Below are 13,494 nucleotides of genomic sequence, written 5' to 3'. Positions count from 1 at the left end.
GCATTGCGAAAACTGGAGGCGTTTTCGCTATCGCTTTGGGAGGAGTTGAATGGCTTATTTTCTGACCGCCGATGGAGGCACAGAAAGCATCCGCGCGCGGGTTTATGATCTGTCAGGCATTTGCCTTGCCAGTGCTGCAGTGCCTTATGAAACGAAGTTCGCAAGCGGTGCGCGCGCTGAGCAAGACCCGGAAGACTGGTGGGCTTCGTTTGTTCAGGCGGCACGTAAAGCGATTTCAGAATCAAGAGTGGATCCGGCCGCAATTGAAGCGATCACACTTGCGACGACAAGCTGTACAGTCGTTGCTCTCGACGCCGACGGTAAGCCCTTGCGTCCGTCGATCATATGGATGGATGTTCGCGCGAGTGCAGAGGCTGAGGCGGTTCTTGCTACGGGCGATGAAGCACTTCTGGCAAATGGTGGTGGGCAGGGACCGGTTTCAGCAGAGTGGATGATCCCCAAGGCACTCTGGATTGCGCGCAACGAACCTGAGATTTTCGAGAAAGCCGTAACGATCTGCGAATATCAGGATTTTATGACTTTGCGCCTCACTGGCGAAAAGGCAGCAAGTCTCAACAATACATCTCTGCGCTGGCATTATTCAACTGATCGTGGTGGCTTCCCAACCTCTCTGTTAGAAAAGATCGGCCTTGAGGCCCTGTCACAGAAATGGCCATCCCGCGTTGTTGCCCCCGGCGAAGTTATCTCTACGCTTTGCGCCTCTGCCGCTGCTGAACTTGGTCTTAGTCAGAAGGTCAAACTGGTGCAGGGAGGCGCGGACGCGCTGATCGGAATGATTGGTCTTGGCGTCGCGATGCCCGGCCAACTCGCTCTGATAACCGGCTCATCGCATTTGCAATTTGGCGTGTCAGACCAACCACTCCATGCGCCGGGTATTTGGGGGAGCTACCCCGATATTCTTTATCCGGGACGCTACATTATCGAGGGTGGTCAGACATCAACCGGATCAATCATTGCATGGCTTGGCCGTATGATGAATGGCACCATGGATATGGAAGAGTTGAACCGCAAAGCAGCAGCGCTTGAACCGGGAGCTGACGGGCTTCTGGTTCAGGATCATTTTCAGGGCAATCGCACGCCTTACACTGATGCGCGGTCGCGTGGTGCCATCGTGGGCCTGACGCTGGCGCATGAGCCGCACCATGTTTTCCGGGCAATCATGGAAGGCATTAGTTTCGGTACGCGAGCTATTCTCGATGCCATGGCAGATGCTGGTTATCGCGGACAGGAAATCACGGTTGGCGGCGGTGCCAGTGCTTCACCGCTATGGCTGCAAATTCATGCGGATACCGCGGGCTTGCCTGTGTGTGTTCCACAGTCACGCGATGCGCCTTCTGTCGGTGCCGCAGTTCTGGCGGCCCATGGTGCGGGCTATTTCTCCAGCATAGACGACGGAATAGCTGCGATGGTCAAGCCCGGCGCGCGCATCGAACCGCGACCACGCGAAGCCGCGATCTATAATGAGATCTATCAACAATATCGTGCACTTTATCCAGCTTTAAACTCCGTTCGTGGAACCTGAGGATAAGATGATGAATGATTTTCAACTGACCGGTAAACGTGCTGTCATTACTGGCGGGGCGAAAGGTATTGGACGTGCTGTTGCTGAACTTTTTGTAGAGGCAGGGGCTAACGTCATCATAACGGATAGGGATGAGTTGGCCGGTGCTGCGGCTGTTGCAGAACTCAATGCAGTCAGAGCTTCGTCAGCAAGTCTTCATGTTCTTGATGTGACAAACAGGGATGCGGTTGAACGCGCGGCAGAAGCTATTGTGAGTGAATATGGCGTGCCGGATATACTCGTAAACAATGCCGGTATCGTGAAAAATGCACCTGCTTCGGAAACGACCGAAGCCGACTGGCGTGCAGTGATTGACGTTAATTTAAATGGTGTTTTCTTTTGCGCGCAGGCGTTTGGAAAGCGCATGTCTGCCGCTGGTCGCGGCGCTATCGTCAATATCTCATCAATATGCGGAGAGGTTACCGTCTATCCGCAGCCACAAGTTGCCTACAACGCGGCCAAAGCAGGTGTAAATCTTATCACCAAGTCATTGGCTGTTGAATGGGCCAAGCAGGGCGTGCGGGTTAATTCGGTTGCTCCCGGTTATACCGCTACGGAACTCACACTTGCTGGGCGCAGCAATGAGGAATGGTTCTCGCATTGGCTCGCCATGACGCCGCAAGGACGGCTAGGTGAACCGCGCGAGATCGCCAATGCTGTTCTGTTCCTCGCATCCGATGCGGCGAGCTTCATAACCGGTACTGTGCTTGTCGTAGATGGTGGCTACACCGCGCTATAATTTGGAGGACAAAATGACCGAACAGACAAAAATAGCGCTCGTCACGGGCGCCAGTCGCGGGATTGGACGAGCCATTGCTATTGGCATGGCAAAGCGCGGCTATGACGTAGCTATCAATGACATCGAACGCCAGAAAGACGCATTGGACGAGGTTGCAGGCGAAATCGGAGCCTTGGGCCAGCGCGCGCTTGCTGTTTATGCTGATGTCAGCAACAAAACTGATGTTGAAGCAATGGTCACTAAAACCATTGAAGCCTTTGGCCGGATCGACGCAATTGTGAACAATGCAGGTATTTTGATCGCCAGCGATGTTGAGCATTTGAAAGAAGAACATTGGGACAGTGTGCTGGATATTAATGCCAAGGGCACATTTCTTGTCATTCAGGCCGTACTGCCACACATGAAGAAGCAGCACTATGGTCGCATCGTGAATATCGCCTCCATTGGTGGCAAGCATGGCGCACCGGAACAGGCGCATTATTCTGCATCCAAAGCCGCAGTCATGGGCTTTACGCGCGTACTCGCACAAGAAGTTGGAACCTTCGGAATTACGGCCAATTGCATTTGTCCCGGAATTATTCTGACCGATATGGGCCGCGTTAATCTGGATGATGTGGCTGTGCGTGAAGCATGGCAAGAGAAGACTGCAATGCGCCGCATTGGCGATCCAGAAGACGTTGTTGGCCCAGTGGCATTTCTTGCATCTGACGATGCAGCTTTTGTTACCGGGCAAAGTCTCAATGTCGATGGCGGTATTGTTTTTAGTTAAGCGCACTGTCACAGAATAACTTTGTAAATGTGTATAGATAGGCGAGCCACAGAAATGCTGTCTGTAGCTCGCACGAAGAAACTTTTAGGCATGTTTAATTCGCAAAGCTTCAATAACGACCTGTTCTCTCAACGATTTGCGCATATGTTGATGAAAAGGTTGATTTTCATGGCAGAGTACGCATAGCGCTTTAAAATTATCGGGTCGGTTGTTGCTTAAGTTACCGTCGATATGATGCGTGTGGAGAAGCTGTCTGTTGTCTGAAAGATCGACGCTACATTCTTCACATCTCCATCTCTTAGAGCTTCGATAGTTGTGCGAAATACGCGGCCATTCGCGAATATACTGGTTATCAACTTGGGAAAAATCATCGCGCTCAGGTTTCGTGAAAAAAATGGTTTCATAACTTCTCAAAAAATCGGCAATGTCGAAATTTTTCCAAATCCCTTGATCCGGTGACTTTATTTCATAATCCTGCCATCCGACTTGCTGAAGACAATTCTTACAAACCTTCAATGCAGCATCGACTTCCCCGGATGTATTATTATCGTCGTCAAACCAGGTACAATTGAACTTTCCGTCGAACCGCTTTGTGACGTGGTAACGCTGAAATCTGCCTTTCAACCTCATATCTGATAGTGTTTTACACTCAGCAATATGAAATCTTTTTGTCCTTTCAGGTTCTTCCAGAAGGGTTTCACGTGTTGAACGTGTGTCCTTAATATAGAGCAACACTTGCTCACCCTCATAGGGAAGCAAACCGCCAAGATGTTGAACGTCTTCAATAGGTATTTCTTTGCCAACAAATAGCTCGGCGATACGGGTTTCTCGTTGAGATAGCGCTGAAGCCCCTAATTTCCATCTTGATCGCGTTGCGCCCATTCGGTTTAAAAGGACATCAAATACGGAAAAGTCGATCGCGAGCTTCATTGAAGTTCTTCCACGACCTTGACGATCTGTTCTTTGGCATTTGTAAGTACCCGGAACTCTACGCGTCGAGACGCATCAGAATTTTCATTGCCGTTAGATTGAGTAAGTGCACGACTTGATGAAAGCCCATTTGCCGTCACATGGCGTATCGCCCATTCCTGATAGGACTTAACTTCCGGCTGTTTTAACGCATATTCAAGAACGCTTCGCGTTCGCTGTTGCGATAGGTCCATGTTCTTGAAATAGGCCTCCAACCGTGGCGTGTTTGGTGCCCATTCTGTTGATGTATGCCCTTCGATGCGAACCTCATCAATGGCGTCTTTGTATTTGTCTAATACTTGGAGATAGCGAGGGAAAAAATCATCGATGATTGACTTGAAGTCATCTTTAAGACTGGCGCTAGGCGCAGAGAGATGTTCGGAGAGCCATTTGAATATTATAATGGTGATTTTGGGGTAGTTAGAAAATAGTGCTGAAAACTCTAATCAAAAAAGGTCCAGTTTTAGGGGCAAAGCAGTGAGCGCATTCTACTGGCCGCGTGTTTTAAGTGGCAAGCTTCTGCGCCAAGTGATCTAACTCGCCACCGAAGTGCTGATCGGAGGCTATTTTGGGTATTAGTTCTAAGCTTCTTTTATCGAGCCTTGTGAGCCTTATCGGCTTGCTTGTGATGGCTGCTGTAACGGTGCATGCACTGCGAAACCAGATGATCGATGACCGTGTCACCATGGTTCGCAATCTGACGGAAATTGGACGCAAGATTATTGAGGAAGAGCATGATCGCTTCCAACGCGGTGAGATCAATGAGGCTATGGCCAAACACAATGCCGTAGAAACTCTGCGCAAGCTACGTTATGCCAATGATGAGTATTTCTTCATAGATGATTTCGAAGGAAATTCTGTACTTTTGCCTATTCGTCCTGATTTGGAGGGTACTGACGCATCCAAATTGGTCGATTCTGAAGGTCGGCTTTACGTGCAAATGCAGATCGATACCGCCAAGGCCGGTGGCGGCGTGGTGCGTTATGAATTTACGAAGCCCAATACGAATGAGAGCGGTGAAAAGATGGCTTATGTTATGCCATTCGAGCCGTGGAACTGGTTTATTGCGACTGGCCTCTATCTGGACGATGTAGACAATGAAACGAAAACCGTCCTATTACGTGCAGGCGGCATTCTCGTAACGATTGCATTCGTTACAACCTCTCTTTTGATCCTGCTGTCGCGCAGTATCACGCGACCGCTTGGACGATTGACAGCGGTGATAGGGCAGCTGACCCGGCGCAACTATAGTTTGACCGTCGTGGATCAGGATCGCCACGATGAAATTGGTCGCATTGCACGCGCGGTGGAAATATTCAAGAAAACGGGTCAGGAGTTTGAAATCCTGGAAGAGAAGATGCGCGAACAGGAGCTTAAAGCCCAGGCGGAGCGTGAAGCCGCACTTGCTTTCGAGCGTGACAGCGCTCTGCGTCTTGAAAAGACGGCAAGGCTGATTTCGATGGGTGAGATGGCCGTCAGCCTAGCCCACGAGCTGAACCAGCCGCTAGCGGCTGTTAGCAATTATTGCATGGGATCAGTGCGTAGGCTCGAGGCTGGTAATAGTGACAACGTTGCGCTGTTAGATGCAATGAAGAAAGCGTCGCGTCAGGCAAACCGTGCTTCTGGGATAGTGTCGCGCATACGTAATTTTTTGCGCCGCAGTGAACCTGTTTTGGAGCCGCAAATGTTAAGGGAGATTGTGATGGAAACCGCTTCCATTGTCGATATTGAGTCCCGAAGACGCGGCTTCAAGATTAAAGTTGAAATTGCGAAAGACTTACCCGCTGTCCTTGCTGACCGTGTGATGGTCGAGCAAGTTGTATTCAACCTGCTGCGAAATGCTATCGAGTCTACTATGGCAGTTCCTTCACCAAGGCGTGATATCGTCGTTTCAGCTAGAATGAGTGATGACGGTCAGTATGTGGAGACAGCCGTGCATGACTTTGGACAAGGCATTGAGGAAGATGAACTGGGCAAGATATTTGATCCTTTCTATACAACCAAAGCCGAAGGAATGGGTGTTGGGCTCAATATCTGTCGCTCTATTATGGAGTTTCACCGGGGTAGGCTTTGGGCAGACCCAAGTACTGTCGGCGGGGCAACGCGCGGTATGACCTTTCGGTTCACGCTGCCTGTAGGCGGCGTTTGTAAGGAAAATACCGCATGAGTGAAGTAGTCTATGTCATCGATGATGACGACGCATTTCGAGATTCACTCGTCTGGTTGCTGGAATCGAGCCAATATGCCGTTCATCCTTTCGGCTCGGCAGAAGCATTTTTGGATGTCGCGTCACCACATATGTCCGGCTGTGTAATCGCCGACGTTCGTATGTCTGGCATAACCGGTCTCGAACTGTATCGTCGTTTGCAGGCGGCTGGAATCGATCTGCCGACTATCATCGTTACAGGTCATGGCGACGTACCGATGGCCGTCACGGCCTTTCGCGACGGGGTTGTGGATTTCATCGAGAAACCACTCGACGATCAATATGTCCTGGAGAGGATCGAGTTCTGTCTCAATAAGGCGCGCGAAACTGCGCAGTTGCGCAAACAAGCAGAGGATTTTTCTCGTCGCTACGAAAGCTTAACTCAGCGTGAGAAGGAAGTGCTGGAATACATTGTGACGGGGAAGCTAAACAAGCAGATCGCCGATCTAATGGATATCAGCATTAAGACGGTTGAAGTACATCGTAGCCGCGTGATGGAAAAGATGCAGGTGATGAATGTGGCGGAACTGGTTAGCCAAAATCTATCTTTTCGCGAAAACCCAAAAAAGAAGCCGGCTTATGCCGACTTCTTTTTTGGGGTATTAGATCAGTCGTCGAGCTGCTGACCGCTTTTATCCGTTGTGCACGCCACCGCAATCAATGAGATGATACCACAGGCTGCGATAAACACAGCAATTGGAAGATAACTCCCATTATATTTGGCGAGCAGTGCCGTTGCGATTAGCGGGAGTGGACCCCCGACGATTGCTGCACCTACCTGATAGCCGAGTGAAACACCCGTATAGCGGACGTCGGCGGGAAAGCTTTCGGCGAAGAACGTTCCGAGCACTGATCCATAGGTCGACCAGATAATGGCAAACCCGATCACGACTGCAAGCGTGGCCACGATCCAGGAACCATGATTAAGCAGCCAGAAGTAGGGCACAGTGTAAATGATCATCGCGACTGTGCCGAGCATGAACACTTTTTTGCGGCCGATACGGTCGGACAGGCTGCCGAAGTAGAGCATGACCGGAACCGCGATCAACGCAGCGATCAACACTGAGTTGAGTGCATGAACGCGCTCAAAACCCAATCCTACGAGATATGAAACTGTGAAGGTTGCAAACAGGAAGAATGTTGAGGTTTCGATAAACTTCGCACCAATCACAATCAGAACCGCGCGCCAGTGCTTGGTTAGCGTTTCGAGCAGAGGTACTTTCTTTGCAGTATTGGTGGCAGCCACGCGTTTGAACGATGGAGTTTCGTCAACGGCATTACGGATCCACATACCGACAGCAACCAGCACAATGGATAGGACGAACGGAATGCGCCAGCCATAGGAAAGGAACGCTTCTTCTGAAAAGCCTAAAGAGAGGCCAGATGTCACCAAGTTCCCAAGCGCCAGACCGAACAGTGCTCCGGTTTGCGGCACAGCACCATAGAACCCGCGCTTTTTACGTGGCGAATATTCAACCGCTAAAAGCAGACCGCCGCCCCATTCTCCACCAAGAGCAAGGCCCTGTAAAAGACGCAGCAGGGTGAGGATAATCGGTGCCCATATACCAATCGTGGCGTATGTCGGCACGAGGCCAATCAATACTGTTGAGATTCCCATCATGGAAAGGGTGATGACAAGCGTTTTCTTGCGGCCGATGCGGTCGCCGATATGACTGAAAACGATGCCGCCGATGGGACGGATCAAGAAAGCCAGTGCAAAAGATGCGAGCGCCAGAAGCTGGCTGGTGACCGGATCGCTGGACGGGAAGAATAACTTTCCGAATACGATGGCAGACATGGTTCCATAAAGGAAGTAATCATACCATTCGATGGTGCTGCCAACAGCGCTGCCAATTAGTGCGCGACGGCGGTCGCGATCGGTAATCAAGGTGTCTTTCTCTACGCGTGCAGAAGCCGCGCCCTCCAAGACGGTCATAGCATTTCCTCCTATAGTGCATCGTGCACCGGAAAAGGTGCATGATGTCTGATTGTTTGATTGATGAGCTGCGTTGGCTTTTACGCAGTCTTGGTCTTGAGAATATCGAGCGCGACGTCGATGATCATGTCTTCCTGACCTCCGACCATGCGACGATTGCCGAGTTCAATGAGGATTTCGCGCGTATCGACGCCATAGAGTTTCGAAGCATTTTCCGCATGACGCAGAAAGCTCGAATAAACGCCTGCATAACCAAGCGAGAGGCTTTCACGATCCACACGCACCGGACGATCCTGCAATGGACGCACCAAGTCGTCGGCGGCATCCATTAGGCCATAGAGATCACAGCCCGTATCGATGCCCTTGCGGTTGAGAACAGCGATCAGACCTTCAAGTGGTGCGTTGCCTGCACCTGCACCCATGCCTGCAAGCGATGCATCGACGCGAACAGCTCCCGCCTCGATACCAGCCACCGCATTGGCTACACCAAGCGTCAGATTGTGGTGGGTGTGAACGCCGATTTCGGTCTCTGGGCGCAATGCATCGCGCAACGCCTCGACGCGAAGAGTATACTGCTCGGGTAGTAGCGCGCCTGCCGAGTCCGTGACATAGACGCATTCCGCGCCATAGCTTTCCATCAGCTTCGCCTGTTCTACAAGTTTTTCGGGCTCAGCCATGTGCGACATCATCAGGAAGCCGATGGTGTCCATGCCTAGTTCACGCGCAGCCTCAATATGCTGGCGCGACACGTCGGCTTCAGTGCAATGAGTGGCAACTCGCACCGAGCGCGCCCCTGCATCATAGGCTTCTTTCAGGTCATGGACCGTACCAATGCCCGGAATGAGTAGCACTGTCACACGTGCATGATTACAAGCATCGGCAACTGCGCCGATCCATTCCACATCATCGTGCAGACCGAAACCATAGTTAAAAGTCGAACCGGCAAGGCCGTCACCATGGGTGATTTCAATCGCATCCACTTTGGCAGCGTCAAGCGCCCGCGCAATGGAAACGACGTCCTTCAGCGTGTATTGATGCCGGATCGAATGCATGCCGTCGCGCAGCGTGACATCCTGAACATAGAGCTTATCGGGATTGGAGCGGGCCATTATGCAGCCTCCTTGGCAAGCGCTTTTGCTGCCCATTGATCAGCGGTGATCAATGCAGCGGATGTCATGATGTCGAGATTGCCGGCGTAGGCAGGCAGATAATGTGCAGCCCCTTCCACCTCGAGCAGGATCGTCGTTTTGAGACCCGATACGAGCCCGATACCCGGCACGCGAACCGGTGCATTATCGCCGATGACTTCGAACTGCACTTTCTGCTTCAGACGATAGCCCGGCACATAGGCCTGAACTGTCTTGACCATTTCGGCAATCGAGGCCTCAATGGCTTCGCGGCTGCCGCCCTGCGACAGAACAAACACCGTATCGCGCATGATCAGCGGCGGTTCGGCTGGATTGAGAACAATCAGCGCTTTACCGCGTTCAGCGCCGCCCAATGTGCGGATCGCCTTCGATGTGGTCTCCGTGAATTCATCAATATTGGCGCGGGTTCCTGGACCAGCCGAACGCGATGAGATCGAAGCGACGATTTCACCATAGACCACGCGGTCGGTTGCACGCTTGACGGCATAGACCATTGGGATCGTCGCTTGGCCGCCACATGTAACCATGTTGACATTTGGCTCGTCGATATTAGCGTCGCCATTGATTGCGGGAATGGTGAAGGGGCCGATGGCAGCTGGCGTTAGATCGATGACCTTTTTGCCGTCCTTCTGCAACAACCCATTATTGTGAAGATGGGCTTTGGCGGATGTTGCATCGAACACGATATCGATATCACGATATTCCGGCATGCGGATCAGGCCATCGATACCCTCATGGGTTATGGATACGCCAAAGCGTGCAGCACGCGCCAGACCATCCGAATTTGGATCGATCCCGACCATTGCGCCCATCTCGATATTCTTCGATGTGCGCATGACCTTGATCATCAAGTCCGTGCCAATATTGCCGGAACCGATGATCGCACATTTCTTCTTGGACATATTGGGTCCTTTCTTATCTTCCTCACGTCGCTGCATCAGACACCATGAGGAAATCATGCTGGCGCGCAGATATGCGCGCTGCATTCCCTAAGCGGTGAAGCAGTGAGCCAGTTCGAAAGGACGCTAGGCGGTAGGTCAGAGGAACCGATGCAAGTTTAGGGCATTAGTTCGCACATATCGCTCCTCCAGCAAATCCTCCCAATTTGCTTAACGGACTGATGATATGATGGATGAGGGGGCGCCGGTATTCGGGTTAACCCTTATAGGCGACACTGATAGCTCTCAATGCAGGACGTGACGCGGAATGCGATCAGGCTTTTGTACATATTTGCGCATGAAAAACGAAAGCTGAACAATTATTTTTTAGGTTTTAAGCATCGCTCTATCTTAGGCCAAAGAGGGGCGTAGGTATTTTTATTACTTTTTCACTTGAATGGCTTGCGCGAATTAGGCGATTGGCGTGACTTTCATACGCTTCGAATAGCGAATTTTCCGCTTATAACGCCATCAGTATCTTTGAATGGCTACTGAACACTTCTGAGTTGAGTATCAGAAAAGCGGTCACTTCATATGCCCTGGTAGCCCCGGCTACAATTGCCCCCTAGCAGGAAGTATTCGGAAAAATGTGGATGTGAGGTCATGCTGAAGCGCGACTTTTGTCGTTTGAGTTTACGCGAAACGATGTCTGTTTGCGATGAGTTTTTGCCGAAAGACTTCTGTAGGCGTTTTGTACCCCAGATATTTGCGTGGCATATTGTTGAGGCGATGACAGACAAAGGCGAGGTCTCGTTCACTGACGGTGAGGTGATCAAGGTCTAGGGGAAGCCAGCGTCTTGTGCTTCTGTTGGTGTTCTCAACAGTGCCTTTCTGCCAGGGTGACTGCGGATCACAGAACCAGATTTGCGACCCTATCCCATTCTGTAAACTCAGTACCACGATCAAACGTAATCAATCGGCGGGCCATATGGACCAGGGGGGTGGAGTAAACTTTCATTTAAGGTTATGCTTGACCACCCGTCACCCCTCTGCCAGCTTGTGGCAATTAGGGGAGTGGCGTTATGTCAAAAACTCACGAATTTCTTGAGAGCCGTATCGAAGCACTCAAAGCACGTATGGACCACCACAAATATCAACTTGATCTTATTAACCGCTTTCCACATCCTAACGCTGATGAGCACGCTGAGGAGGTTAGGGAGTACGAGCGCCGTCGTGATTTAGATCAGACGCTTCTTGACCGGAGAATTAACGAACTGGCCGCTTTGGCAGTGGGCAACTAAACCACAGATGCTAATTTGCGGGAGAGCATGGGATTAAATGGGCCTTTTCATAAAAATTATTGGCATACTCGCATTAATCCCCGGATTGACGATTGCTGTTTTCGGTATTGCAACTACAGGCACTGACAGGCTTGTTCTCCTGTCTTGCGGGATTAGCTTGTGCTTATCAGGCTTGGTATTGATTTGCCTCGGTATGGTTATAGAGCATCTCTACGATATGAAGAAAACGCACGAGCGGCTCATCAAGCTTTTGGATGAACGCAATTAGGCCGAAAAGCTCTCACTTCTGCGCATCCCTCAAGGCGGGTGGAGGTATCACGACTATCGTTTCAGGTCGTCCGACGAAATCCGCCGCATGTGAGATTGGTATGAAATCCATACCGACCTATTAATCTCAGAAATTCCCATATTAACTGAAATGCAAGCGAACACATTTCGTCCGGCTGACTTGCCGCGCCGTGCGGCGTTATCTCCAAGGGTATATGTTCAACTGATACCCTTTCTCGGAAATATCCGAAAAACGCACTTTCGAGACCAATACGCGCGCGCGAGGCTTCACCGATTAATCTGACATCACTACGCGAGAGAAATACCGATTTATCTGCTATCATATCGCGAGCAGAAGCCGCGGTTAATCGGATGGACTGAGCGTCTATACGATGAGGAGGCACCCTAAGATTAACCTAATACTCCGCGGCCTTTTTCTGCGCGCTGACCAACCAGCGGCGTTTATTCATGCACAGAGGGCACCATGAAAAACAATCATGGGAACCAAAAGCGGAATAAGGCCTCGGCTACCTGAAAATCAATCTTTTGGAACTTTATTCATTAGCAAAGGTGCAAGTAGTGCCCTTGGTTTCACATCCTTATGAAACATTACAATTGCAAGCTTGCAGTAATTTTCGGTATCTTCCTTTGCTTCCTTTTCTCTCCGTTTAAATTCTTCTCTGTATCCCGGTTCTGCGAAAGGCAACATGAGGCCGGTCGCATCCTGAAAACCTTGGATGTAAGAACCATTGAGTTCCAGCCCTTCGCAATACAATCCTGCTGCCATCACTCCAGCCATATAGATGACGAAGTCTTGCTTCGAAACGCGGTGTGGTAAATTGAGCGAACCTTGAGTGTCGGCCATAGTGGCTTGAGACGTAAATATAGACAGCAGCCCAGCGGCGATAATCTTTTTCATTAATCTTCTCAAAAGTTGATAGCGAAATGGCTCGTCTGAGTGCCTAGCGCGACGATAGCGAGTTTCCAATCAGTAAAATACTGCGATTTACTGGCTGTCCAATTTGGGCGGCGATTAACCTGAAAGGGTTTTGAAGGTTCTGCTTAGCAGCGTTTTCGATGTTTTTTCTGCTTTGCCAATAGTTTTGAAGGTTTTGAGGGTTCGCTTCTGGCGTATTTGGTGATTTTTTTCGCTGGCGTTTTGTCGGTTTTGTCAGTTTCCCAATGGGGCGTTTCAATATTTTTTTCTGCTGCCGTGGAGTTCTGTCAGTTTTGTCAGTTCGTCTCTTGCGTACTTTGTGAATTTTTCTCGGGTGAGTTTTGTCAGTCGGTCTCTGCGCGGGGAAGATTTTTGCGAGCAGCACGTGCACGCGCGCGAGGCGATTTGATTTAATATCGAAGTTTATCAAACGGGAGAGCGGTGCTGATAGGGATGCCTATCTACCGTTGACAGATTGTCGCATGCAATGCGAACCAAGGATTATAATAAGGTGGATGTTCGGGTGGATTGAAACTCGTTCATTCGAACTAAATCATTGAAATGTATGAAAAAAACCAACAATTATGGTGCCGCTTAGCAGACTCGAACTGCTGACCCCATCATTACGAATGATGTGCTCTACCAACTGAGCTAAAGCGGCCCGGAACAAAGGTTCCCGTGTCCAGAAGGACTATCAGCCAATTGTGACTGAACGTTGCGCTGATAACTAAAAGCGGGAAGGAAAGCAAGGTCCAAAACGCA

12 protein-coding genes, 1 tRNA gene and 1 pseudogene are annotated in these 13,494 nt (G+C 50.5%); 6 read left to right on the top strand and 8 right to left on the bottom strand.

The features are described from left to right. Positions 1-49 precede the first annotated feature (49 nt). Genes ACOZHT_RS16095 through ACOZHT_RS16085 form a run of 3 tightly spaced genes read left to right on the top strand, consistent with a single transcriptional unit; the run spans position 50 to position 3,090 of the window. Entirely contained in the window at positions 50-1,543 is a 1,494-nt protein-coding gene (locus ACOZHT_RS16095) for an FGGY-family carbohydrate kinase (RefSeq protein ID WP_421565997.1), read from the top strand. 7 nt (positions 1,544-1,550) lie between these two features. Then, positions 1,551-2,321, top strand: coding sequence for an SDR family NAD(P)-dependent oxidoreductase (locus tag ACOZHT_RS16090; RefSeq protein WP_421565996.1), 771 nt, complete (start codon positions 1,551-1,553; stop codon positions 2,319-2,321). 13 nt (positions 2,322-2,334) lie between these two features. Next, entirely contained in the window at positions 2,335-3,090 is a 756-nt protein-coding gene (locus ACOZHT_RS16085) for an SDR family NAD(P)-dependent oxidoreductase (RefSeq protein ID WP_421565995.1), read from the top strand. An 84-nt stretch (positions 3,091-3,174) separates the two neighbouring features. On the opposite strand, the gene ACOZHT_RS16080 is transcribed toward ACOZHT_RS16085, so the two are convergent. After that, on the bottom strand, positions 3,175-4,020 hold the full coding sequence (locus ACOZHT_RS16080) for a hypothetical protein (RefSeq protein WP_421565994.1): 846 nt from the start codon (positions 4,018-4,020) through the stop codon (positions 3,175-3,177). Then, a complete protein-coding gene (locus tag ACOZHT_RS16075) occupies positions 4,017-4,388 on the bottom strand; it encodes an OmpA family protein (protein ID WP_421566019.1) in 372 nt (123 codons plus the stop codon). Before ACOZHT_RS16075 ends, ACOZHT_RS16080 begins: the two co-directional genes overlap by 4 nt. Positions 4,389-4,687: 299 nt before the next feature. Between ACOZHT_RS16075 and ACOZHT_RS16070 the strand changes: the two genes are divergently transcribed. Together ACOZHT_RS16070 and ACOZHT_RS16065 are read left to right on the top strand one after the other, a co-directional pair. Further along, the gene (locus ACOZHT_RS16070) at positions 4,688-6,226 is read left to right on the top strand and encodes a cache domain-containing protein (RefSeq protein ID WP_421566018.1); all 1,539 of its coding nucleotides are present in this window, start codon (positions 4,688-4,690) and stop codon (positions 6,224-6,226) included. Next, positions 6,223-6,891 (top strand): response regulator transcription factor, encoded by a 669-nt coding sequence (locus tag ACOZHT_RS16065; RefSeq protein WP_421565993.1) that lies wholly within the window; start codon positions 6,223-6,225, stop codon positions 6,889-6,891. Before ACOZHT_RS16070 ends, ACOZHT_RS16065 begins: the two co-directional genes overlap by 4 nt. Here the strand turns inward: ACOZHT_RS16065 and ACOZHT_RS16060 are convergent. The 4 genes and pseudogenes from ACOZHT_RS16060 to ACOZHT_RS16045 form a co-directional block, all read right to left on the bottom strand. Then, positions 6,873-8,201 (bottom strand): MFS transporter, encoded by a 1,329-nt coding sequence (locus tag ACOZHT_RS16060; protein WP_421565992.1) that lies wholly within the window; start codon positions 8,199-8,201, stop codon positions 6,873-6,875. The genes ACOZHT_RS16065 and ACOZHT_RS16060 overlap by 19 nt on opposite strands. Positions 8,202-8,281: 80 nt before the next feature. Further along, on the bottom strand, positions 8,282-9,310 hold the full coding sequence (gene dmpG, locus ACOZHT_RS16055) for a 4-hydroxy-2-oxovalerate aldolase (protein WP_421565991.1): 1,029 nt from the start codon (positions 9,308-9,310) through the stop codon (positions 8,282-8,284). Further along, positions 9,310-10,251, bottom strand: a complete 942-nt coding sequence (locus ACOZHT_RS16050) for an acetaldehyde dehydrogenase (acetylating) (protein WP_421565990.1) — start codon at positions 10,249-10,251, stop codon at positions 9,310-9,312. Before ACOZHT_RS16050 ends, dmpG begins: the two co-directional genes overlap by 1 nt. 669 nt (positions 10,252-10,920) lie before the next feature. Continuing rightward, positions 10,921-11,230 (bottom strand): annotated as a pseudogene (locus ACOZHT_RS16045) (IS30 family transposase); the annotation flags it as partial. Positions 11,231-11,309: 79 nt separating this feature from the next. Here ACOZHT_RS16045 and ACOZHT_RS16040 point away from each other — a divergent pair. After that, complete coding sequence (locus ACOZHT_RS16040) at positions 11,310-11,528, top strand: hypothetical protein (protein ID WP_421565989.1); 219 nt, start codon at positions 11,310-11,312, stop codon at positions 11,526-11,528. A gap of 805 nt (positions 11,529-12,333) precedes the next feature. Here the strand turns inward: ACOZHT_RS16040 and ACOZHT_RS16035 are convergent. Further along, on the bottom strand, positions 12,334-12,714 hold the full coding sequence (locus tag ACOZHT_RS16035) for a hypothetical protein (protein WP_421565988.1): 381 nt from the start codon (positions 12,712-12,714) through the stop codon (positions 12,334-12,336). Between the two features lie 603 nt (positions 12,715-13,317). Then, positions 13,318-13,393, bottom strand: a tRNA-Thr gene (locus ACOZHT_RS16030). Positions 13,394-13,494: the final 101 nt, after the last annotated feature.

The organism is Ochrobactrum sp. EDr1-4 (genome assembly GCF_049199085.1).
Taxonomy (GTDB): Bacteria; Pseudomonadota; Alphaproteobacteria; order Rhizobiales; family Rhizobiaceae; genus Brucella.
Note: the sequence above shows the minus strand (reverse complement) of the source record. Positions and strands in the feature narration are given on the sequence as shown.